Here is a 21,313-nt window from a genome sequence, read left to right on the forward strand (position 1 = left end):
GTGCCGGACGCCGTCCCGTACAGCCCTGAACAGAACGCGGTTCAGTCCACCGGGCCCGCGAGCGCGCGGGCGGCGGCGTAGTCGGCCTTGCCGTTGGGCAGCCGCAGCGAGGCGTCCGTCCGCGCGAACGCCTTCGGGATCTTGTAGCGGGCCAGGCGATCGGCGCAGCCCGCGCGCAGCGCCGCGTCGTCCGGGGCCGCCGCGGGGCGCACCACCGCGACGATCTCGGTGCCCCACCGCTCGCTCGGACGGCCCACGACCAGCGCGTCCTCGATGCCGGGCAGGGCGCGCAGCACGCCCTCGACCTCCTCGGCGAACACCTTCTCGCCGCCGGTGTTGATCGTGGTCGCCTCCCGGCCGTGCACCTCGACGGTGCCGTCGGCGAGGTGGCGGGCCCGGTCGCCGGGGATCACGAGCCGGTCGCCGCCGATCGTCAGGAAGGTCGCGGCGGTCTTGTCCGGGTCGCCGAGGTAGCCGAGCGGGATCGCGTCGCCGCCCTTGGCCAGCCAGCCCATCTCGTCCTCGCCGGGCGCGAGCTTGCGGGTCCGGTCGGCGCTCAGCACCGCGCCGCCCTGCGCCATCGCGAACGTGCGCGCCTCCGCGCCTGCGCGGGTCACCGCGAAGCCGCTCTCCGACGAGCCGAGGACGTCGACGATCCGCGCGCCCGGGATCAGCTCCAGCAGCCGCCGCTTCACCTCCGGGCTGATCGCCGCCGCCGAGTTGACCAGCGAGCGGAGCGGGCCGAGGTCGTGCGGGCGGCGCTCCAGCGCGTCCACGATCGGGCGCGCGAAGGCATCGCCGACCAGCGGCATCCGGGTCGCCCGCTCGCGCTCGGCGGTGGCCATCAGGTCGGCGGCGTCGAGGCCGTCCACCCGGTCGGGGAAGATCACGCAGCCGCCCGCGCACCACGCGCCCAGCGCCGACCAGGTGCCGGCGCCGTGCATCAGCGGCGGCCCGACGACGACCCGCTGGTCGCTGCGGACGGCCTTCGCGACCGCTTCGTCCAGGTCGTCGAGGGGCGAGCCGTCGCGGCGGCGCAGGCCGAGCGGGCCGAGCATCAGGTCGCCGATCCGCCAGAGCACGCCCTTGGGCAGCCCGGTCGTCCCGCCGGTGTAGAGGATGTGCAGGTCACCGGCGTCCGGCCGGACGCCGTCGAGCGGGTCGGCGGACGCCGCCGCGAGCGCCTCCTCGTAGTCGAGCGCCTCGGGCACCAGGTCGTTGCCGGACTCGTCCGCCACCTGGAGCAGCAGCGGCCGGGCGTCCAGCCGCTTCACGACCCGGGCGATCACGTCGGCGAACCGCGCGTGGTACAGGATCGCGGCCGGACGGGCGTCGGCGAACAACTGCGCAAGCTCGTCGTCGACGTACCGGTAGTTGACGTTGAACGGGGCGACGCGGGCCTTGTGCGCGCCGACCAGGCCCTCGAGGTACTCGGGGCCGTTGTGCAGGTAGAGCGCGAGGTGGTCGTGCGGCGACTCCCACGGCCCGGCCGGGCGCTCGCCGCGGACCCCGAGCCCGTGCTCGTGCAGGACGCGCGCGAGCCGGCGGGTGCGCTCGGCCGCCCGGCTCCAGCTCAGCCGCCGGTCGCGCCAGACCATGGCCTCGCGGTCGGGAACGGCGGCGGCGACGGCCTCGTGCAGGGTCGCCAGGTCGAGCTGGGGCATGCGGCTCTCCTCGGGACGGGGGGATCTGGGGGAGACCAGCGTAAACGACTACTTACCGAACCCGGTTCGATTACCGGCATGTGGCGTCAAAGCCCGACAATCTGGAAGTGGTCGCATCGCAAAAGCCCGTCGGGGAGGTGACCCGCGGCACCACCGCCCCCAACCGCCTGCGCCGGATCGACCGCTGGATCGCCGCGACGCAGGCCGCCGCGCTGCGCACGGGCGAGCACCCGCTGGCCATCGACCTCGGCTACGGCGCGTCCCCCGTCACCACCTACGAGCTGTACACGCGCCTGCGCGCCGTCTCGCCCCGGCTCGAGGTCATCGGCATCGAGATCGAGCCCGACCGCGTCGCCGCAGGCCACGCCTTCCTCGGCCGGACCGGCCCGCACGACGGGCTGTCGTTCCGGCGCGGCGGCTTCGAGGTGCCGGTGCCGCGCCGCCCCGTCCTGATCCGCGCCTTCAACGTGCTGCGCCAGTACGACGAGGCCGCCGCATGGCGCGCCTGGGCCCAGCTCTGCGGGCGGCTCGCGCCCGGCGGCGTGCTGGTCGAGGGCACCTGCGACGAGATCGGCCGCCGCGCCGTCTGGGTCACCCTCACCCCGGACGGCCCGCGGACGATCACCTTCGCGACCCACCTCCGGTCGCTCGGCCGCCCGTCCGACCTGGCCGAACGCCTGCCCAAGACGCTGATCCACCGCAACGTCCCGGGCGAGCCCGTGCACGACGTGCTCACGGCGTTCGACCGCTGCTGGGCGACGGCCGCCCCGCACTCGGCGTTCGGCCCGCGCGCCCGCTGGATCGAGGCGGTCCGGCTGCTGGCCCGGACCCACCCCGTCCTCACCCGCCCGCCCTACGGCGGCCGGCAACGCTGGCGCCTAGGCGAACTGACCCTCCCCTGGACCGCCGTCGCCCCTCGTTGAGTCTTCAGCTCTCGCGGTGGAGCTTGTGGGGGGCCGCCTGGACGCGGGGCTGGACGTCGATCCGGTCGATGTTCACGTGCGGCGGGCGCGTCACCGCCCAGGCGACGCAGTCGGCGACGTCCTCGGCCACCAGCGGCTCCGGCACGCCCTCGTACGGCTTCGCCGCCCGCTCCTCGTCGCCGCGGAACCGCACCAGCGAGAACTCCTCGGTCTTCACCAGCCCCGGCGCGACCTCGGTGATCCGGACCGGCTTGGCGACCAGCTCCAGCCGCATGACCTCGTTCACCGCGTACGCGGCGTGCTTGGCCGCGTTGTACCCGCCGCCGCCCTCGTAGGGGACGTGCGCCGCGAGCGAGGTGATGTTCACCACGTGCCCCTGGCCGCTGTCGATCAGCTTCGGCAGCAGCGCCTTGGTCACCCGGACGAGCCCGAGCACGTTCGTCTCGTACATGGCCCGGTAGTCGTCGAGGTCGGCGGTCTCCACGGTGTCCAGGCCGAGCGCGCCGCCCGCGTTGTTGACGAGCACGTGGCAGCCGCCGACCGCCGCCGCGAGGGCGTCCACGGACTCCTGCGAGGTCACGTCCAGCTCGATCGGCACGATCTTGGCCGCGCCCGGCACCTCGTCGGAGATCTGCTTGGCGAGCGCCTCGAGGCGCTCGCGCCGCCGCGCCGCCAGCACGACGTTGAAGCCCTCCGCCGCCAGCCGCCTGGCCGTGGCGGCCCCGATCCCGCTGCTTGCTCCGGTCACTACCGCGGTCTTACGCATGCGCCCAGCCTCCCAGGTGAGGACGTCCGGCGGGCCGGTGAGGTCGATCACTGCGGCGAGAAGTGACGATTGTCCCCCTTCCTGAGGGAACAGGTAACGCGCTCGATAGGTTGCACTACCGGAGGTGGTGTCCGGTGTCGCGTCGTATCAACCGAGTTGCGACGGTCAGTGTTCATACTTCCCCCCTCGACCAACCCGGGACCGGCGACGCGGGCGGTATGAACGTCTACATCGTCGAGGTGGCCAAGCGGCTCGCCGCGCGCGGCATCGAGGTGGACATCTTCACGCGCGCGACTTGCCGCGCCCTGCCCCCGGTCGCCGAGCTCGCGCCCGGCGTGCTCGTCCGGCACGTCGTCGCCGGGCCGTTCGAGGAGCTCGACAAGGGCGAGCTGCCGCGCCAGCTGTGCGGCTTCACCTCCGGCGTGCTGCGTGCCGAGGCGTCCTACGACCCCGGCCACTACGACCTCCTGCACACCCACTACTGGCTTTCCGGACAGGCCGGATGGGCCGCCAAGCAGCGCTGGGGCGTCCCGCTCGTGCACTCGATGCACACCATGGCCAAGGTCAAGAACGCCGCGCTCGCCGACGGCGACAAGCCCGAGCCGGACGAGCGCGTCCTCGGCGAGGAGCAGGTCGTCGCCTCCTCCGACCAGCTCGTCGCCAACACCCGCGAGGAGGCCGACGAGCTGATCGGCCTCTACGGCGCCGATCCCCGCCGCGTCGCCGTCGTCAGCCCCGGCGTCGACCTGTCGCTGTTCCGCCCCGAATCCCCGGTCCTCGCCCGCAGCACCGGCCTCCTCCCGCACCGCACCGGCCCCGCCCGCCGCCGCCTCGGCCTGCCCCGCGAGGCCTACGTCCTGCTGTTCGTCGGCCGGATCCAGCCCCTCAAGGCCCCCGACGTGCTGCTGCGCGCCGCCGCCCGCATGCTCGCCGACGACCCGTCGCTGCGCTCCAAGCTCGTCGTCGCCGTCGTCGGCGGCCCGAGCGGTTCCGGACGGTGCCGTCCCGAAGGGCTCCAGGCCCTCGCCGCCGAACTCGGCATCACCGACGTCGTCCGGTTCGAGCCGCCGGCCCCGCAGAGCGACCTCGCCGACTGGTACCGCGCCGCCGACGTCACCGTCGTCCCGTCGCACAGCGAGTCGTTCGGGCTCGTCGCCGTCGAGTCGCAGGCCTGCGGGACGCCGGTCGTCGCGTCCCGCGTCGGCGGCCTGTGCACCGCCGTCGCCGACGGCGAGTCCGGCGTGCTGATCCCCGGGCACGACCCGGCCGACTACGCCGCCGTCCTGCGCCGCCTGCACGCCGAGCCCGGCCGGCACAACCGCCTCGCCCGCGGCGCCGTCCGCCACGCCCAGGACTTCGGCTGGGACGCCACCGTCGACCGCCTCCTGGACGTGTATACCGGTGCCATGTCGCTGCCCGCCGTCGGCCTCGCCCCGCCGACGCTGTCCCCGCAACTCACCGCGGAGGTCACCGCATGAGCGGCAGGAAGCGGGGGACGTGGGGGATCGACCCCGCGCGAAGGGAGCAAAAATGAGCGACAGCGAACCGGGGGGTGCGGGGGGTCGTCCCCCCTCGAAGGGAGCGAGCATGAGCGCCGTCGAGACGATCCGGGACGCGCTGAAGGCCGCCGAGCTGGAGTTCGACGAGCCGCGCGAGAACGCGTTCTTCGTCAAGCTGCCCGGCCAGCACAAGCTCGCCACCATGACCTGGCTGATCGTCGGGGACCACAGCCTGCACGTCGAGGCGTTCTTCTGCCGCCGGCCCGACGAGAACCACGCCGACTTCTACCGCTTCCTGCTGGAGAAGAACGGCCGCATGTACGGGGTCGCGTTCGCGCTGGACGACGTCGGCGACGTCCACCTCGTCGGCAGGGTGCCGCTGGAGTCGGTCAGCGCGGAGGAGATCGACCGGCTGCTCGGCTGCGTCCTGACCTACTCCGACGAGAATTTCGACAAGGCCCTCGAACGCGGCTTCAAGTCGTCCATCCAGCGGGAATGGGACTGGCGCGTCAAGCGCGGCGAGAGCCTGGCCAACCTGCAGGCGTTCGCGTCCTTCGCCGACCCGGCCAACCGCGAGTAGATCCGCGCGTCCCGATAGGCTCTGCACCATGGCGACCCTGGTATTGCTCCGGCATGGCGAAAGCGTCTGGAACGCGGAAGACCTGTTCACCGGCTGGGTGGACGTCGACCTGTCCACGAAGGGCGAGAGCGAGGCGACCCGTGGCGGCGACCTGCTGCTCGACGCCGACATCACCCCCGACGTGGTCCACACCTCGCTGCTGAAGCGGGCCATCCGCACCGCCAACATCGCGCTGGACGTCGCGGACCTGCTGTGGATCCCCGTCAAGCGGTCGTGGCGGCTCAACGAGCGGCACTACGGCGCCCTCCAGGGCAAGAACAAGGCGCAGACGCGCGAGGAGTTCGGCGAAGAGCAGTTCATGGTCTGGCGCCGCTCCTACGACACCCCGCCGCCGCCCATCAAGGACGACGACCCGCTCTCCCAGGTGAACGACCTGCGCTACGCCGAGCTGCCGTCCGAGCTGATCCCCCGTTCGGAGTGCCTGGCCGACGTCGTCGACCGCCTGCTGCCGTACTGGTACGACTCGATCGTCCCCGACCTCGCCGCCGGCAAGACCGTGCTGGTCGCCGCGCACGGCAACTCGCTGCGCGCCCTGGTCAAGCACCTGGACGACATCTCCGACGAGCAGATCGTCGGGCTGAACATCCCGACCGGCATCCCGCTCGTCTACGAGCTGGACGACGACTTCGCCCCCCTCAAGCGCGGCGGCGAGTACCTCGACCCGGCCGCCGCGAAGGCCGCGATCGAGGCCGTCAAGAACCAGGGTGGCGGCGCCAAGAAGCCGGCCGCGCCCAAGAAGCCCGAGCCGAAGAAGGACGCCCCGAAGTCCAGGCGAGGCCGCAAGAAGTAGCCGCCGCGGAGGGGCCGCCGGGGCGACGGCGGCCCCTCACGCTGCGAGTCGCCGCAGCTCGGCCGTGCACATCATGAGCCTGCGCGTCGGGAGGTGCCGCAGATAGTGGTCGACGTCGGCGCCCAGAGCGAAGACGTGCACCGGGACCCCGGCGTCGCGGCCGGTTTCGACGGCTTGGCGCAGCGCGGCCAGGACGGCCGGGTGCCGGGTCTGGTAGGCGGCGGAGACCCGGTGGTTGTTCCGGTCGGCGGCGAGGTAGAACTGGGCGAGGTCTTTGGTGCCGACGAACAGTTCACCGGCTCCGGCGGCGCAGAAATCGGCCGCCGCGTGCACGGCGGCCGGCGTCTCGACGAAGACGCCGAGAGGCGTGTCGTCCCCCAAGTCCAGGGACCGGCGCAGCCGCAGGAATTCGTCGCGGTCGTTGATGAACGGAACGGCGAAGCTTATTCGGTCCGCGTTCGCGCCCAGGTGTTCCCGGACATGGGTTCGGAGCGACTGGAACGCATGCGGGTAGTGGCGCTCGTTCAGGAGCCATCGGGCGCCGTGCAGGCCGAGCTCGGGGTTCGGCTCGTCGTCCACGTGCGCACCGGTCGTGATCTGGGCGGCGTCGTCCGAGCGGAGGTCGAGCAGTCTCATGACCAGGCGCTGGCCGGGAAGGAGCTCGTCCGCCATCGAGCACAGCTCCGAGGCCACCTCGGCGCCGTAGCGCTCGGCCTCGCCGATCCCCGCTCGCAGCGAGTCGATCGGGCTCAGGCCGGCGGCGAAACAGATGAACTCCTCGCGGATGAAGTAGGAGTTCGCCTGCTCGACGCGCGGTCGGAGGGCGTTGATGGATTGGATGTCGGCGGAGTCGGAGATGACCACGCAGATCGACTCGACGTCGTCGAGGTCGGCGGACGGGAACGGCGGCGGCTGCGTTGCGGGTTCGGCGCGACCGAGAAGGACCGACTCGCGATCCAGCCGGATGGTGACGTCGTCGGCGAGCGCGTCCAATTCCAACGGGTCGATCCGGAGGACGGGGATTCCGCGCGAGCGGCACAGCGACTGCATGTGGCCGGTCGGGCCGCCTCTGGCGCAGATCACCGCGGCGGAGCCGACGATGGCGTCGTAGCGGTCGGGGCTGAGCGCATCGATGACCAGAATGGCACCGTCGATCGGTTTCCCGGTGCGATTGCAGATACCGCGAACGCTCTGCTCGTCCGAACCGACGAGCAGAACCCCGGGTACTTCGCGAAAGCTCACGGACGTCCTCTCTGACCGATTCCCAGGCCGGGCTCGTCCGAGATCGGGCTCTCTCTCGGCGTCGTCCGGCCAGAGCCTGATGAGAGGCTGTCAACGATCGAGACGGCACGCACCTTCCGGAATGCCGAGGTGGCGTCGGTCTAATTCGGCTCCACCGGTTCGTCGAGCCCGAGCTGGGATCGGAGGGCCCGTGGCGTCACCGACAGGTCGTTGAGCTTCGTCACGGCGGCCGTGTTCACGGCGTACCGCAGCGCGCGATCGGTCGCGAGGGCTTGGCCGCTGCGGGCCATGGCGTTTCGAAGGGCTGCGAGGCCGTCTTCGAGCCGGGCCATCAAGGCTTGGCGGTCGTGGCGACGCCGAGCGGCCATTCGGTGCACGTCGAGCAGGACCGAGCGTGCGAACTCCTCGAGTTCCTCGGCGCCGTCCACGTCCCCGGCCTGTTCGTCATAGCAGGCTTCGAGGTGGTGCAGCACGGTCGCGGCGACGCCCACCGAATGATTCTTGATCGCGGCGAGGTTGAAGGCGAACGCGCCCACGCGGCCGTACCGCACGATCTCGTCGCCCTCCCGGGGAGCGCCGACCACGCAGATCGGACCGGAGCGGGCGCCGGTCGGTCCAAGGAGGAAGCCGCAGTCGTCCACCTCGACACCGCGTCCGGTGCGCCGGTGCGGTACGGCGATGCCTTTGCGCAGCAGGTTCTGCCACAGCGGCGAACGGACCCGCTCGTAGTCCTGCTCCCGCCCGAGGTTCGCGATCACCAGGTCCGCTTCGATCGTCTGCGCCGACGCCGGCCCGGACACCGACACCTTCAGAGTGCCGGCCCCGGTGCCGACGATCCGGTCGACCGTCCCGGTGGTGAGGGTGATCCTGCCGTCCGCCATCGCCGCTTCGACGAACTCGGTGATGTACGCGACGGCGCCCACGCGCAAGGTGGCCAGCAGGCTCGCGGAGCCGTCGAGCAGCGCGCGCAGGTCGGACGAGGGGACACGCGCCAGGACCTCGGGCAGATGGGGCTCCCAGGACTTGGCGATCCGCTCGGTCAGCACCGCCGGAGGCGTGGCGGGATGTTCCCGGGCGACGATGGCGCACGCCCGCTCCCACTCGTCCTTGAAGCGCTGGACGAGGTCGTCGCGGCCTTCGTAGCCGTCGGCGTGCAGGCGTGGAGCCGGCAGCCTCAGCACGTGGTGCCGGTGATCCGGAGGATAGGTCCGGAGCGTCAGACCGGAACGCGAGATCATGTGGATCTTGCCCGTGTGACCGCGCCGGAGGAGAACCGAGGCGGAGTCGTACGCGCTCAGCAGCGTGCCGATGATGGCGACGACGGCATCCTGCCGGAGACCGATGATTCGCTCGATCCCCCCGTCGGAGTAGGGATGCCGGACGAACGAGGGATGGTCCTTCACCCCGGTCGCGAACGGGAGGTCCCGTTCCTCCAGGCCCGTCGCCAGGACGACATGATCGGCTCGCAGGGTCGTCCGGCGGGGCGCGGCGTCGGTGTGCGGCACGGAATAGTTCTCGACCACGACATTGACGCGGCCGGCGTCGACCGCCATGTCGACCACCTCACCGTCGGCTTCGAGCAGCGTCACCCATTCCGGTGCTTCGCGCGCCGCTTCTGCGAGACGGGCCGCGAGGTAGTCGGCGTAGATCCGGCGGGGCGCCGGCCCGGACTCGGTGAAGGTGAAACCGCGCCACTCGGGGGGCCACCCGGCCCGGTCGGCCTCGTTGTTGGCCCAGGCCACGAAGTCGTCGACGTCCTCCCGGAACATCGACATGCGGCCCGCCTGGATGTTGAAGACGTGATGCCAGTGGTTGCCCGTCCGGTGATAGGCGAGGCCGGCGTTCCGGTATTCGGGCCGCCGCTCGATCATCACCACCTGTAAGGGCTCCCGGGCGAACTGCAACAGGCGGACGGCCGTGGCGGTGCCGCCCAAGCCCGCTCCGACAATGACCACCGTTCGGGATCCTGATAACTCCACGGTGCCCGCTCCCGTGTGTGACGAACGATTCGTAACAAAGCTACCGGGAACGCACTCCGAGCCCATGAACGGACCAACGTCCAAAGACCAAAAACGGGATTAATGCCACGACCTTTCGCCGTGACGTGACCGAAAAGCCGGGTACGGTGGCGTCATGGCATGCCGCATCACCGAACTGGTCCTCGACTGCCGGGATCCCGAGACCCTCGCCGACTTCTGGTGCCGGGTGCTCGGCTACGTCGTCCTGGAGAAGGACGACAACGGCGACATCGAGATCGGGCCCGCCGGAACCGAGCTGGGCGAATTCGGGCTCAGGCTGGTCCTCAGCCGCAGCGACGAACCGAAGCGCGGCAAACTGCCGCTGCATCTCGACGTGAACGCGACCGACCGCGACCAGGACGAGGAACTCCAGCGCCTGTTCGACCTCGGAGCCCGGACGGCCGACGTGGGGCAGACGGGCGAGGAGTCCTGGCACGTCCTCGCCGACCCCGAGGGCAACGAGTTCTGCCTGCTCCGCCGAAGAGTGGCCCCCGAACCACACTGACCCCACCGGCCGCCCCTACGCGGCCACCGCGGAGGGGCGCCGGAGATGCGGAGTAGCGACCGCTACTACGACGACGCCCCCAAGACAGAGCAGCCCACCGCTGACGACGGCCGCAGTACCCGAGGCGGCGTCCGCGACGAGTCCGGCGCGCATGTTGCCGATCTCGGGCCCCGCCTGGCCGACGATCTGCTCGGCGGCGCCGACCCGGCCGAGAAGCTCGCTGGGAGTGTGCGCCTGGACGACGGCGCCCCGCGACACCACGGACACGGTGTCAGCAGCCCCCGCCACCACAAGGCAGGCCAAGCCCGTCCACGGGCCCGGAGACAACCCGAACAGGACGAGCGCCGCGCCCCAGGCGGCGGAGCCGGCGAGCATGACCAGGCCGGGGCGGGGGAGCCGGGTGAAGGTCCCCGAGAGCAGCGACGCGGTCACGCCGCCGACCGCGATCGCAGTGAGGAACAGGCCGAGGGTGCGCGGGTCGTCGCCGAACCGTTCCGCGTTGATCAGCGGGAACAGGCTGACCGGCATCGACAGCACGGTGACGGCCAGGTCGGTGAGTAGGGCGCCGCGGATCACCGGCGTCCGGACGAGGAAGGCCAGGCCGTCCAGGACTCCGCGCAGGCCGGGGCGTGCGGGGTCGTCGCCGGGGCGCATCGGCGGCAGGCCGAACGCGCCGTGGAGCGCGGCGGCGAAGGTGAGCGCGTCGAACAGGTAGCAGCCGCCGACGCCCAGGCCGCCCGCGATGAGCCCGCCGAGCGCGGGCCCGGCCAGCATGGCGCCCTGGAACGCGATGCGCCGCAGCGCCAGTCCCGCGGCGATCTGGTGTTTCGGCAGCAGGCGCGGGATGAAGGTGCGCGAGGCCGGCCCGCCGCCCGCGGTGAAGCACGCCTGGACCGCCACCACGGCGAGGATTCCGGCGGCCGGAAGGTGCCCGAGAAAGCCTTGCAGCGCCAGGACGAGCGAGCAGGCGGTCTGCCCGCTGGTCGTCAGCAGGTAGAAGCGGCGGCGGTCCACGCGGTCGACGAGCGATCCGGCGAAGAGCCCGAGCGCGATGAGCGGGACGGCCTGCGCAAGTCCGGCCGCGCCGGTCCATGTGGTGCTCTTCGTCGTCTGCCAGAGCTGGAACATCACGGCGACGAGCGTCATCTGCCCGCCGAACCCGGAGAGCGTCTGCCCGACCCACAGCCGGCGGAAGGTGGGTGACGTTCGTAGTGGGGTCGCGTCGAGCAGCAGGGTTCTCAGCTGCACGCGCTTCCCCCAGGCCGGACGCGGGTGGTTTCCGAATCCGACCAACAGTAAGCGGAGCGGGGTCAGCGGTGGTGGTCGGTGCGGGGGCGTTGCAGGACGAAGGTGTCGACGGGTAGGGGTTGACCTTGTCGCGGAACGCCGACCAGGGCGGCCCTCGTGCGTCAGGAAGCCGCGCTTTCGAGGTCCCGGTCGGGGGCCGGGCGGCGGTCGCGGCGCAGGATGTAGAGCGCTATGCCCAGGCCCGCGAGGGTGAGGGCCGCGCCGACCAGGTACAGCGAGCGCGGGCCGGGGCCGTGGTCGATGACGGCGCCGCCGAGCCAGCCGGCGAACGCGGCGGCGACCTGGAAGCCCGAGGCGTTGACCGCGACGGCCAGCGTCGGCGCGGCGCCCGCGGCGGTCAGCACGCGGGTCTGCATGCCCGGGATGATCGCGAAGGCGAGCAGCCCGAGGGCGAACACCAGCGGGACGGCGAGCGCCCGCATGCCGCCGGCCGCCCAGAACAGCACGAGGACGGCGGCCAGCACGGCGAGCAGGCCCGCGAGAGACGGCATCAGCGCCCGGTCCGCCAGCCGTCCGCCGAGGAAGTTGCCGGCGACCGCGCCCGCGCCGTACACCAGCAGCAGCACGGGGACGGCGCCCTCGCCGAACCCGCTGACCTCGGTGAGCAGCGGCGCGATGTAGGAGAAGACGGTCACCACGCCGACGTTGCCGACGGCCGTGAGGGCGATCGCGAGCTGCACGCCGCGGCCCGCGAAGACGCGCAGTTCGCCGCGCATCGATCCCGTCGCGGCGGGGATCGCGGGCACGAACCGCAGCACCATCAGCAGGCCCGCGGCGGTGACGGCGGCGACGGCGGCGAAGGCCGCCCGCCAGCCGAGGTGCTGGCCGACGAGGGTGCCGAGCGGGGTGCCGAGGACGATGCCGAGGTTCATGCCGAGGGCGACCTTGGCCACGGTCGAGGCCTGCCTGCCCTCGGCGGCCGTGGAGACGGCGGTCGCGATGGCGACGGCGAAGAACGTCGCGACGACGAGCCCGGCGGCGAACCGCGCGGCGAGCAGAAGGCCGTAGCCGGGCGCCACCGCCGAGCCGAGGTTGGCCAGCACGGAGACGGCCACCAGCCCGGCGATGAGGGGGCGGCGGGGCAGCCGCGCGGTCAGCGCGGTCACCAGCGGGCCGCCGACGATCATGCCGAGCGCGTACGCGGTGACCAGCCGGCCGGCGGCGGGCACCGGCACCGCGAGGCCGGCGGCCACGTCGGGCAGGATGCCCGCGATCACGAACTCGCCGGTGGTCAGGCCGAAGACCACCAGCATCAGGGACAGGACGGGAAGCGGCACGCGCACTCCAGATAGTTCGAACTCGTATAGTTCGAACTATCATTATCATGACTCGAATCATGGGCGGTAGACTGCCGGGCATGGCGAAGGGGTCCGCAGCGGCGGGGGACGTCGAGATCGACCGGGACGTGTGCAAGCTCGTCCACCAGTTCGTGCAGCGGCTCGACGCGCACGTGCGCCGGGTCGCCGACGACCTCGGCATGACCGCCTCGCAGGTCGTCGCGCTGCGCGAGCTGTCCGACCCGATCACCGCCCGGGAGCTGGCCGCCCGGATGGCGTGCGAGGCGTCCAACGCGACGTTCGTCCTCGACCGGCTCGAACGGCAGGACCTGATCGAGCGCCGCCCGCACCCGACGGACCGGCGCGCCAAGCAGATCGTCCTCACCCCGGCGGGCGAGCGCGCCCGCGCCGGCGTCCTCGCGCGCCTGGAGACGCATTCGCCGCTCGCCCCGCTCAGCGGCGACCAGCAGGAATCCTTCCGCGACCTGCTCCAAGCGCTGCTCGCCGACCGCTAGCACCCCCGGACCGCGGTCAGGCGAGGGCGGCGAGGGTGTCCCGGAAGCGGTGGACGAGCGGGTTGGTGTCGCCGGCGCGCCAGACGAGGTAGAGGGTCGTGTTCGTGCCGGCGAGCGGGCGCGGCGTCACGCCGACGCGGCGCAGGGCGCGGTGCGAGTCGGGCATCACCGCCCCGCCGAACCCGGCCGCGACCAGGGCGAGGACGGTCTGCACGCTGCGCCCTTGCGCGCCGATCCGGGGGACCACCCCCGCCTGGTCGCACAGCGCGAGGATCTCGTCGTGGGAGTGCGGCGACACCTCGCGCGGCCACACGACGAGCGGGATCTGGCCGAGCGCCGTCAGCGGCGCCGGGCCGGGCGCGTGCGCGAGAGGATGCGCCGACGGCAGGAACAGCGTGAGCGGCTGGTTCCACCACGGCCGGGTGGCGAGCCGGGCGTCGCGCGCCGGAAGCCGCTGGACGGCGATGTCGAACCGGCCGTCGAGCACGCCGTCCGACATCTCCGCGTCGTTGAAGCTCTCCTCCAGCCGCAGGTCGACGCGGGGAAGCTCGCGGCGCAGCCGGCCGAGCGCGCCGCCGAGCGGGCCGTTGATCCCCGAGCCGGCGAACGTCACCGTCACGCGTCCGGCCAGGCCCTGGGCGGCGAGCCGGACGTCCTCCAGCGCCGCCTCCGCCTCGGCCAGCACCACCGAAGCCCGCTTCACCAGCGCCTTCCCGGCGGCGGTCGGGGTGAGCCCGCGCCCCTCGCGGACGAACAGCTCCGCGCCGAGGCGGCGTTCCAGCTCGCGGAGCTGGCGGCTGAGCGTCGGCTGGGTCAGCCGGAGGCGGCGGGCCGCGCCGCTGATCGAGCCCTCCTCGGCGATCGCGACGACGTAGCCGAGCATCCGCAGATCCATCCATGCCTCCAAAGCATGGGAAGTATATCTACGCATGCCTCCAAAGCAGCCGAGGCGCCTTCTCGCGGCACGATCGAGTCATCGCAACCGCTTCTGAGGAGAACGACATGAACCGCGAAGAGCGCCACCAGTACGGGATGAAGATTCTGGAGCAGGTCGACGGGGAGGCGGGCCAGCGGATCGTCGACTCGCTCGCCGACGTCTCGCCCGAGCTCGGGCACCAGGTCGTCGCCTGGGCCTTCGGCGACATGTACGCCCGCCCCGAGCTGCCCGCCCGCGACCGCCAGCTCGTCACGCTCGGCGTGCTGGCCGCATTGGGCGGCTGCGAGCCCGAGCTGGAGGTGCACATCAACGCTGCGCTGAACGTCGGCCTGACCGCCACGGAGGTCGCCGAGGCGCTGCTGCACACGGCGGTCTACGCCGGGATGCCCCGCGCCATCAACGCCACCCTCGTCGCCAAGAAGGTCTTCGGCGAGCGCGACCTGCTCCCGATCACGAACCTGTCCTGACGGCGCGGGCGGGCGGTCAGGTGAGGGCCGGTTCGGGGCTGCGGACGCCGCCGGACGCGTCCGCCGAGCGGGCGCGCAGGGCGCCGGCGGCGAGGAGCGCGACCCCGAGGACGGTCCACCCGGCGAGCACGGCGAGCGGACGGCCCGCGCCGGCGCCGTCGAAGAAGGCGGCCGAGCGCAGCAGCGTCACGCTCGCGCCGGGCGGGAGGAACTGGCCGATCTCGCCCCACGGCCTCGGCAGCAGCTCGGGCGCCGAGGTCGCGGCCGACAACGGGTTGCCGACCAGCAGGAAGGTGAGGGCGCCGACGCCGAGCCCGGCCCGTCCGACGGCGGCGGCCAGGCCCGCGACGGTTCCGGTGACCGCGGCGACGGTGAACGCCATCACGCCGGCGATGGTCAGGTAAGGGCCGGGCAGCAGCGACATCCAGCCCTGCACGACGGCCGCCGAGCCGAACCCGCCGAGCAGCGCGAACAGCAGCACGCCGGCGGCCCGCCAGGCCACCCGCCGGACCGCGAAGGTCAGCAGGGCGGCAGCGGCGATCGACGACATGACCAGCGGAAGCGCCATGCCGCCGAACCCGGTGCCGCGCGGGTCGTCGGAATCGGCGGCGACGACGTCCTGGACCGGCGCCGTGCCCGCGGCCGGGCTGCCCGGTGCGAGCTGCTGGGCGAGGGCGCCGAGCTGCTGCGCGACCACCGGGGAGGCCGCGGACGCGGTGAGCACGCGGACGCCGGACGGCGTGGCGACGATGGCGCCGTAGGCGTCGCGGTCGGTGAGCGCCCTGCGCGCGGACGCCTCGTCCGGCCGGGTCGTGATGTCGAAGGCGCCGGGCCGCGCGTGCGCCAGCCGTTCGGCGACCACGCCGGCCGCGGGGCCGGTGACGACCAGGGGGACGTGGCGCGGCGCGAGGTGGGCGGACGGCCATGCGAAGGCGACGATCATGACGAGCTGCAGCAGCGCGGCGGCGACGGCGACGCCCAGGGCGTGCACGGCGGGGGAGGACTTCATGGCCCCTCCTACAAAAAGCGAATGTCCGTTCTTTTAGTTCCCCGGGAAGCGTCGCACCGCGCCGCGCGGCTTGTCAAGAAACGAACGTTCGTTTTAGATTGGTCCCATGCCACGGGTCAGCGAGGAGCACCTCGAACGCCGCCGCCGCCAGATCCTGGACGCCGCGCGCCGGTGCTTCGTCCGCAAGGGGATCCACGAGACGTCCATGCAGGACATCTTCGCCGAGTCGGGGCTGTCGGCCGGGGCCGTCTACCGGTACTTCAGGAGCAAGAACGAGATCGTCGCCGCCAACCTGATGGCCGTGGTCGGCGACCTTCAGGCGTTCCTCGTCGAGCTCACCGCCGGCGAGCGGCTGCTCCCGCTGGACGAGATCTTCGAGGCGCTCGCCGACAAGCTCACCGGCCTGTCAGGCGAGGACGGCCCCGTGCGGCTCGCCCCGCAGGCCTGGGCCCTCGCCATGTACGACGCCGACCTCGCCGAGCACCTCACCGGGTCGTTCGCCGGGCTGCGCGACATCTGGAGCACCTACCTGCGGCGCCTCGTCGACGACGGGCGGCTGCCGGCCGGGACCGACGTCGCGGCCGCGAGCAAGACCCTCTTCGCGATCATGCCCGGTTACCTGCTGCAGCGGCTCCTGATCGACGACGTCACGCCGCAGGACCTGAAGCTCGGCATCAGGGCGCTCGCTCACAGCGCCCTCGTCGCGCAGCCGGTCTGACCCGCCGCGCCCGCCGCGCCCGCCGGGTCAGGGCAGGTCGGTGATCTCTTCGGGCCGCTGGCCGGTGACCAGGTAGACGACGTTCTCCGCGACGTGCACGGCGTGGTCGGCGAAGCGCTCGAAGTAGCGGCCGGCCAGCGTGATGTCGACGGCGGGCTCGACGCCGTGCTTCCACTTGGGGGACAGCAGGATGTCGAACAGCCGGCGGTGCAGGCGGTCCATCTGGTCGTCGTCGGCGTCGAGCTCCAGGCCCATCTCGACGTCCTGGGACGCGATCACACTGCCGGTCTTGGCGATCATCCGCTCGGCGATCTGCCCCATCTCCAGGACGGTGGCCTGGAGCTCGGGCGGGACGGCCGACTCGGGGTGGCGGCGGCGGGCCGTCTTGGCGATGTGCACCGCGAGGTCGCCCATCCGCTCCAGGTCCCCGCTCATGCGCAGCGCGGTGATGAGGGCGCGCAGGTCGCCGGCGACGGGCTGCTGCCGCGCCATCAGGTCGAAGACCGTCTGCTCGATCTGCGAGTCGATCTTGTTCACGACCTCGTCGGAGCTGATGACCTCCTCCGACAGCCGCAGGTCCGCGTCCAGCAGCGCGGTCACCGCGCGGGCCATCGCGGACCGGACGAGCCGGGTCATCTCCACCAGCTTGTCGGAGAGGGAGTCGAGCTCCTCGTGATACGCGTCACGCAATTGGGATTCCTTGGGGCAAAGGGGTTCAAGAGCGGCATTCCGGACGGACTCGCCCACGCAACAGCCTGCCCCATCAGCATGAACCACCGCGTATAAGAAGGTGAACTTTCGGGGAACGAGACCCCGTTCGGGCAGGCCACCGGGCCGCACCGCTCGCAACGCCGCTTACGATCCGTGGTGTGGAGGTCGAAATCGTCGCGAGCCTGACAGGGCTTGCCGGGCTCGCGATCGGGCTCGCGACTGGATTGGCGGTGCGCGTGAGCGAGCGAGCCCAGCGGACGGCGCCCCCGGCGGCGCCCGCCCACGCTGTCCCACCGGGGGTCGCCTCGGTGCTCAGCGTGCTGCGGTCCTCGGCCGTCGTCGTGGACGCCGAGGACCGGGTGCTGCGGGCCAGCTCCGCCGCCCGCGCCTTCGGCATGGTCAGCGGCGAGCGCCTCGTCGTCGACGAGCTGCTGGCGATGGCCCGGCTCGTCCGCCGCGACGGCGAGATCCGCGAGACCGAGATCCAGGTCGGGGAGACCCGCCGGCGCGGTCGCGCCGAGGGGCGCTGGTTCGCGGTCCGCGTCGCGCCGCTCGGCTCGCACGGCCTCGTCCTGGTGCTCGCCGAGGACCTCACCGAGATGCGCCGCACCGAGGCCATCCGCCGCGACTTCGTCGCCAACGTCAGCCACGAGCTGAAGACCCCGGTCGGCGCGCTGTCGCTGCTCGCCGAGACCGTCGAGGGCGCCGCCGACGACCCCGAGGCCGTCCGCCGCTTCGCCGGGCGCATGCAGTACGAGTCCGTCCGGCTGACCAACCTCGTCCAGGACCTGATGACCCTGTCGCGGATCCAGGGCGACGAGCCGCTGCCCGAGCTGGTCCCCGTCCGGCTGGACGAGATCACCGCCGAGGCCATCGACCGCTGCTCGATCAAGGCGGCCAGCAAGGACATCGAGCTGGCCGCCGGCGGGCAGGAGGGCCTGCGGGTGCGCGGCGACGAGGAGCTGCTGATCACCGCGCTGCGCAACCTGATCGACAACGCCGTCGCCTACAGCCCCGAGCACACCCGGATCGTCGTGTCCGCCCGCCGGTGCGAGGACCGTTACGTCGAGATCAACGTCACCGACCAGGGCATCGGCATCCCGGAGAGCGAGATCGAGCGGATCTTCGAGCGGTTCTACCGGGTCGACCCCGCCCGCTCGCGGCAGACCGGCGGCACCGGCCTCGGCCTGGCCATCGTCAAGCACGTCACCACCAAGCACGGCGGAGAGGTGACGGTGTGGAGCAAGGAGGGGTCCGGTTCGACGTTCACGCTCCGGCTCCCCCTGCTCGACCCGCCCGTGCCCGCAGTGAGGCCCGTCGGAAGGGCCGCAATGGAAACCGCCCGGGAGGCAACACCGTGACCCGCGTGCTCGTCGTTGAAGACGAGGAGTCGTTCAGCGACGCACTGTCGTACAACCTGCGCAAGGAGGGCTTCGAGGTGGCCGTCGCGGCCACCGGACCCGACGCGCTCGACATCTTCGAGCGCAACGGCGCCGACCTCGTGCTGCTCGACCTGATGCTGCCCGGCCTGCCCGGCACCGAGGTGTGCCGGGAGCTGCGCACCAGGTCCAGCGTCCCGGTGATCATGCTGACGGCCAAGGACAGCGAGGTCGACAAGGTCGTCGGCCTCGAGCTCGGCGCCGACGACTACGTCACCAAGCCGTTCTCCACCCGGGAGCTGATCGCCCGGATGCGGGCCGTGCTGCGCCGCCAGGGCGAGGTCGAGGAGCTGGCCCCCGCCACCCTCGAGGCCGGCCCGGTCCGGATGGACGTGGAACGGCACGTGGTCAGCGTCGGCGGCGAGCCCGTCCAGCTCCCCCTGAAGGAGTTCGAGCTGCTGGAGGTGCTGCTGCGCAACGCGGGCCGCGTCCTGACCCGCATGCAGCTGATCGACCGCGTCTGGGGCGCCGACTACGTCGGCGACACCAAGACCCTGGACGTCCACATCAAGCGGCTGCGCGCCAAGATCGAGGCGACGCCGTCCTCGCCGCGCTACATCGTCACCGTCCGCGGCCTGGGCTACAAGTTCGAACCGTAAGAAGCGAAGTCGGCCGCAATAGCCGCAATAAAAGGAACGGCCCGTACGGCGATCGCCGTACGGGCCGTTCCCCGTTGTTCAGAGCCTCACTGGGAAGGGGAGACCGACGGCGTCGGGGACTCGCCGTTCTCACCGGAGCCGCCCGACACGGTCGGCGACGGGCTCGCGCTGCCGCTCGGGGACGCGCCGGTGCTCGGGGACGCCTCGGCCGCGGCCGGGTAGGTCTGGTACTCGCCCTGCTGCGGGATCACCGGGACCTCGACCTCGATGGACCCGGCCTGCTCGAACTGCAGCGTCACCTTGAGGTGCTCGCCGCCGTAGAGCTGCTGGGCCAGCCCGGTCAGCACGACGAGCGGGCCCGTCCCGGAGGCCGGCGACGGCACGTTCGGGGTCTGCTGCGGCGCCGACGGCGTGTTGCTGGACTCCTGCGAGGGGTTCCCGCTCGGCGCCTCGCCGGTGCCCGTCGGCGCGGGCGTGACGGGCGTTCCGGTGGCGCTCGGCGACTCGGTCGCGCCGGGCGACTTCTTCCCCTTCTTGGGGGACTCGGTCGCGCCCGGCGCGATCGTCTGCCCGATCAGCTTCACCGCGCTGCCCTCACCGGACGGCGCCGCCGGCGGGATCACCACACCGCCCCCGGTGATCTTCACCTGGGAGAACGCGGGGGAGCTCACCGCGACCAGCTTGTCCGGCCGGCCCTTCACCTGGTTGATGATCGTCGCGTAGAGCGGCGCGGAGGCGCCCTGCGCCAGCGTCTGGCCCGGCACCGGCCCGAGCACGAACAGGTTGCGGATGTCGATCTGCGCCGCCGCCGGCCGGTTCTTCGGGAGCGACGCGTTGACGCCCTCGGTCAGCTGGGTGGGGGCGGAGGTCTGAGGCTCCTCGCCGGCGCCGCAGCCGGAGATCACCGGTGCGATCGCGACGGCGCCCGCGACGGCGAGCGCGACCACTCGTCGGCTGTTTCGGATCACGGCGTCGGTCTCCTCGCGAAAAAGGCATGGGAAGTGTCGAGAGCGGCGTTAGACACGCCAGGGGAAGCGTAGCGAGGTCCGGGCGCGAGCCCCGATCCGGGGTGGCGACACGCCTGGAAAATGTCAGCCGTATCCGAGCGCCTTGACCTTCTGGGAGAGGTCCGGGCCGGGGGCGGGGGCCTGCACGACGTCCTTGACGATGCCGTCCGGCTGGACGAACACGGCGGTCAGCCCGGACGCCGGCGAGCCCGGCGCGGGCGGTGCGGGCGGCGCGGGCGCGTAGGCGCCCGCGAGCAGCGCCTTGGCGTCCTCCAGGACCTGCGGCGTCCCGTCATGGGCGGTGCCCGCGCACGCCTTGAGCTCCTTGAGCGGGACGGGCCGCCGGTCGCCCGCAGGGCGCGGGTCGGCGACCAGCAGGAACCTGATCCCGTACTCGTGGGTGCGGCCCGCGAGCACGGCGACGACGTCCTGGCACCGGTAGCCCGGCGGCACGATGCCGAACACCGCGGGCCGCTGGTCGCGCAGGTTCCGGGCGCTCCTGCGGCCGGTCACCTCGTCCACCGACCCGGCCGGCAGCAGGCCGCCGATCTCGCCCGGCGCCCCGGCCGGGTGCGGGGCCAGCGCGACGCCCTTCGGACGCGGCGCCGGGCGCGGCCCGAACGCCGTCATCAGCGCGCCGCTGATCAGCGCGACCAGCAGCGCCCCGGCGATGATCGGGATGGCGACGCCGAACCGGGTGACCGGGCGGAACAGCCGCCGCAACCGCCTGCGGCGCCGCCGCCGGCGCTCCTCGCGGTGGTAGGCGAGCACGTCGCGGTCGAGTTCGCGGGCGTCATCGGGCACGACGACGTCCACGTGCGGGAGCCCGTAGTCATCGGGATCCGGGTCGCCGTCCGGCCTCACGCCGCACCTCCTCGCCGTCGCTGCGCCGGCGCCGCCCCGCCGTCCGCCACCGGCTCCGTCCCCGGGCGGTGCCCGGGGCTCCGGGAGGCCCCCCGGAGGCGGGTTCGGTCCCGTTCCGGTCCCTTCCGGGCGCTTCGTACCCGCCCGGGGCGGCATGTTCACCTCCAGTATGGGGCGCGTCCGCCCGATCGGCAGCGGGGACGCTTGTATCCGGAGGGCGGTCCGCGGTAAGGGGGCCGGCGGTGGGCGCGGGTGGCGCCGAGGTCACGCAGAGTGCGGGGAACAGGTGCCCGATGCACCATTAAAGAGCTTTGTCAATACCCCAATATGGGGGTTGACCTGCGCATATGTACCCAAGGTCGGTTCAGCCACGCCGGTTTCCGTGCTACCCTGGTTCTAGCGGAAGGGGTACTTG

The 21,313-nt window shown here is 72.5% G+C and carries 21 protein-coding genes; 10 read left to right on the forward strand and 11 right to left on the reverse strand.

Going from position 1 to position 21,313, the window contains the following annotated elements:
* Positions 1-41: 41 nt before the first annotated feature.
* Positions 42-1,664 (reverse strand): AMP-binding protein, encoded by a 1,623-nt coding sequence (locus QP089_RS42570; RefSeq protein WP_285920222.1) that lies wholly within the window; start codon positions 1,662-1,664, stop codon positions 42-44.
* A gap of 107 nt (positions 1,665-1,771) precedes the next feature.
* Here QP089_RS42570 and QP089_RS42575 point away from each other — a divergent pair, with 107 nt between their 5' ends.
* Positions 1,772-2,587 carry a class I SAM-dependent methyltransferase gene (locus tag QP089_RS42575; protein WP_285920223.1) on the forward strand — a complete coding sequence of 272 codons (816 nt, stop codon included), beginning with the start codon at positions 1,772-1,774 and terminating at the stop codon, positions 2,585-2,587.
* Positions 2,588-2,591: 4 nt separating this feature from the next.
* On the opposite strand, the gene QP089_RS42580 is transcribed toward QP089_RS42575, so the two are convergent.
* Positions 2,592-3,353 carry an SDR family NAD(P)-dependent oxidoreductase gene (locus tag QP089_RS42580; RefSeq protein ID WP_285920224.1) on the reverse strand — a complete coding sequence of 254 codons (762 nt, stop codon included), beginning with the start codon at positions 3,351-3,353 and terminating at the stop codon, positions 2,592-2,594.
* A gap of 134 nt (positions 3,354-3,487) precedes the next feature.
* On the opposite strand from QP089_RS42580, the gene mshA reads away from it, so the two are divergent.
* From mshA to QP089_RS42595, 3 genes are all read left to right on the forward strand, one after another.
* Positions 3,488-4,831 (forward strand): D-inositol-3-phosphate glycosyltransferase, encoded by a 1,344-nt coding sequence (mshA, locus tag QP089_RS42585; protein WP_285920225.1) that lies wholly within the window; start codon positions 3,488-3,490, stop codon positions 4,829-4,831.
* Between the two features lie 109 nt (positions 4,832-4,940).
* Entirely contained in the window at positions 4,941-5,432 is a 492-nt protein-coding gene (locus QP089_RS42590; protein WP_285920226.1) for a type III secretion system chaperone family protein, read from the forward strand.
* Between the two features lie 28 nt (positions 5,433-5,460).
* A complete protein-coding gene (locus QP089_RS42595; RefSeq protein ID WP_285920227.1) occupies positions 5,461-6,282 on the forward strand; it encodes a phosphoglyceromutase in 822 nt (273 codons plus the stop codon).
* A gap of 36 nt (positions 6,283-6,318) precedes the next feature.
* Here QP089_RS42595 and QP089_RS42600 read toward each other — a convergent pair whose 3' ends face one another.
* Positions 6,319-7,524 carry a putative PEP-binding protein gene (locus tag QP089_RS42600; protein ID WP_285920228.1) on the reverse strand — a complete coding sequence of 402 codons (1,206 nt, stop codon included), beginning with the start codon at positions 7,522-7,524 and terminating at the stop codon, positions 6,319-6,321.
* 140 nt (positions 7,525-7,664) lie between these two features.
* Complete coding sequence (locus QP089_RS42605) at positions 7,665-9,503, reverse strand: FAD/NAD(P)-binding protein (RefSeq protein ID WP_353070682.1); 1,839 nt, start codon at positions 9,501-9,503, stop codon at positions 7,665-7,667.
* 154 nt (positions 9,504-9,657) lie between these two features.
* Here QP089_RS42605 and QP089_RS42610 point away from each other — a divergent pair, with 154 nt between their 5' ends.
* Positions 9,658-10,047, forward strand: a complete 390-nt coding sequence (locus QP089_RS42610; protein ID WP_285920229.1) for a VOC family protein — start codon at positions 9,658-9,660, stop codon at positions 10,045-10,047.
* Positions 10,048-10,062: 15 nt separating this feature from the next.
* Here QP089_RS42610 and QP089_RS42615 read toward each other — a convergent pair whose 3' ends face one another.
* Both QP089_RS42615 and QP089_RS42620 read right to left on the reverse strand, forming a co-directional pair.
* The gene (locus QP089_RS42615; protein WP_285920230.1) at positions 10,063-11,295 is read right to left on the reverse strand and encodes an MFS transporter; all 1,233 of its coding nucleotides are present in this window, start codon (positions 11,293-11,295) and stop codon (positions 10,063-10,065) included.
* Between the two features lie 161 nt (positions 11,296-11,456).
* Positions 11,457-12,632, reverse strand: a complete 1,176-nt coding sequence (locus QP089_RS42620) for an MFS transporter (protein WP_285920231.1) — start codon at positions 12,630-12,632, stop codon at positions 11,457-11,459.
* Positions 12,633-12,712: 80 nt separating this feature from the next.
* Here QP089_RS42620 and QP089_RS42625 point away from each other — a divergent pair, with 80 nt between their 5' ends.
* Complete coding sequence (locus QP089_RS42625; protein WP_285920232.1) at positions 12,713-13,147, forward strand: MarR family winged helix-turn-helix transcriptional regulator; 435 nt, start codon at positions 12,713-12,715, stop codon at positions 13,145-13,147.
* Between the two features lie 16 nt (positions 13,148-13,163).
* On the opposite strand, the gene QP089_RS42630 is transcribed toward QP089_RS42625, so the two are convergent.
* Positions 13,164-14,042 carry a LysR family transcriptional regulator gene (locus QP089_RS42630; RefSeq protein WP_285920233.1) on the reverse strand — a complete coding sequence of 293 codons (879 nt, stop codon included), beginning with the start codon at positions 14,040-14,042 and terminating at the stop codon, positions 13,164-13,166.
* Between the two features lie 107 nt (positions 14,043-14,149).
* Here QP089_RS42630 and QP089_RS42635 point away from each other — a divergent pair, with 107 nt between their 5' ends.
* Positions 14,150-14,551 (forward strand): carboxymuconolactone decarboxylase family protein, encoded by a 402-nt coding sequence (locus QP089_RS42635; RefSeq protein ID WP_285920234.1) that lies wholly within the window; start codon positions 14,150-14,152, stop codon positions 14,549-14,551.
* Positions 14,552-14,567: 16 nt separating this feature from the next.
* On the opposite strand, the gene QP089_RS42640 is transcribed toward QP089_RS42635, so the two are convergent.
* Complete coding sequence (locus QP089_RS42640; protein WP_285920235.1) at positions 14,568-15,560, reverse strand: hypothetical protein; 993 nt, start codon at positions 15,558-15,560, stop codon at positions 14,568-14,570.
* A gap of 106 nt (positions 15,561-15,666) precedes the next feature.
* Here QP089_RS42640 and QP089_RS42645 point away from each other — a divergent pair, with 106 nt between their 5' ends.
* Positions 15,667-16,278: a TetR/AcrR family transcriptional regulator gene (locus QP089_RS42645; RefSeq protein WP_285920236.1), complete on the forward strand. Its 612-nt coding sequence runs from the start codon at positions 15,667-15,669 to the stop codon at positions 16,276-16,278.
* Between the two features lie 27 nt (positions 16,279-16,305).
* Here QP089_RS42645 and phoU read toward each other — a convergent pair whose 3' ends face one another.
* Positions 16,306-16,968 (reverse strand): phosphate signaling complex protein PhoU, encoded by a 663-nt coding sequence (gene phoU / locus QP089_RS42650; protein ID WP_285920237.1) that lies wholly within the window; start codon positions 16,966-16,968, stop codon positions 16,306-16,308.
* Positions 16,969-17,147: 179 nt separating this feature from the next.
* Between phoU and QP089_RS42655 the strand changes: the two genes are divergently transcribed.
* Both QP089_RS42655 and QP089_RS42660 read left to right on the forward strand, forming a co-directional pair.
* On the forward strand, positions 17,148-18,350 hold the full coding sequence (locus QP089_RS42655; RefSeq protein ID WP_285920238.1) for a sensor histidine kinase: 1,203 nt from the start codon (positions 17,148-17,150) through the stop codon (positions 18,348-18,350).
* A 5-nt stretch (positions 18,351-18,355) separates the two neighbouring features.
* Positions 18,356-19,027 carry a winged helix-turn-helix domain-containing protein gene (locus QP089_RS42660; RefSeq protein ID WP_512699694.1) on the forward strand — a complete coding sequence of 224 codons (672 nt, stop codon included), beginning with the start codon at positions 18,356-18,358 and terminating at the stop codon, positions 19,025-19,027.
* A gap of 86 nt (positions 19,028-19,113) precedes the next feature.
* Here the strand turns inward: QP089_RS42660 and QP089_RS42665 are convergent, their stop codons facing one another.
* Together QP089_RS42665 and QP089_RS42670 are read right to left on the reverse strand one after the other, a co-directional pair.
* Positions 19,114-19,995, reverse strand: a complete 882-nt coding sequence (locus tag QP089_RS42665) for a copper chaperone PCu(A)C (RefSeq protein WP_285920240.1) — start codon at positions 19,993-19,995, stop codon at positions 19,114-19,116.
* 123 nt (positions 19,996-20,118) lie between these two features.
* Entirely contained in the window at positions 20,119-20,898 is a 780-nt protein-coding gene (locus tag QP089_RS42670; RefSeq protein ID WP_285920241.1) for a hypothetical protein, read from the reverse strand.
* Positions 20,899-21,313: the final 415 nt, after the last annotated feature.

Source organism: Actinomadura opuntiae (assembly GCF_030283205.1).
In the GTDB taxonomy this organism is placed as follows: domain Bacteria; phylum Actinomycetota; class Actinomycetes; order Streptosporangiales; family Streptosporangiaceae; genus Spirillospora.

Coding starts and splice junctions, on each gene's coding strand:
- QP089_RS42590 (WP_285920226.1), top strand. CDS start 4,941: ATGAGCGCCGTCGAGACGATCCGGGACGCGCTGAAGGCCGCCGAGCTG.
- QP089_RS42625 (WP_285920232.1), top strand. CDS start 12,713: ATGGCGAAGGGGTCCGCAGCGGCGGGGGACGTCGAGATCGACCGGGAC.
- QP089_RS42570 (WP_285920222.1), bottom strand. CDS start 1,664: ATGCCCCAGCTCGACCTGGCGACCCTGCACGAGGCCGTCGCCGCCGCC.
- QP089_RS42595 (WP_285920227.1), top strand. CDS start 5,461: ATGGCGACCCTGGTATTGCTCCGGCATGGCGAAAGCGTCTGGAACGCG.
- QP089_RS42645 (WP_285920236.1), top strand. CDS start 15,667: ATGCCACGGGTCAGCGAGGAGCACCTCGAACGCCGCCGCCGCCAGATC.
- QP089_RS42580 (WP_285920224.1), bottom strand. CDS start 3,353: ATGCGTAAGACCGCGGTAGTGACCGGAGCAAGCAGCGGGATCGGGGCC.
- QP089_RS42610 (WP_285920229.1), top strand. CDS start 9,658: ATGGCATGCCGCATCACCGAACTGGTCCTCGACTGCCGGGATCCCGAG.
- QP089_RS42630 (WP_285920233.1), bottom strand. CDS start 14,042: ATGGATCTGCGGATGCTCGGCTACGTCGTCGCGATCGCCGAGGAGGGC.
- QP089_RS42635 (WP_285920234.1), top strand. CDS start 14,150: ATGAACCGCGAAGAGCGCCACCAGTACGGGATGAAGATTCTGGAGCAG.
- QP089_RS42640 (WP_285920235.1), bottom strand. CDS start 15,560: ATGAAGTCCTCCCCCGCCGTGCACGCCCTGGGCGTCGCCGTCGCCGCC.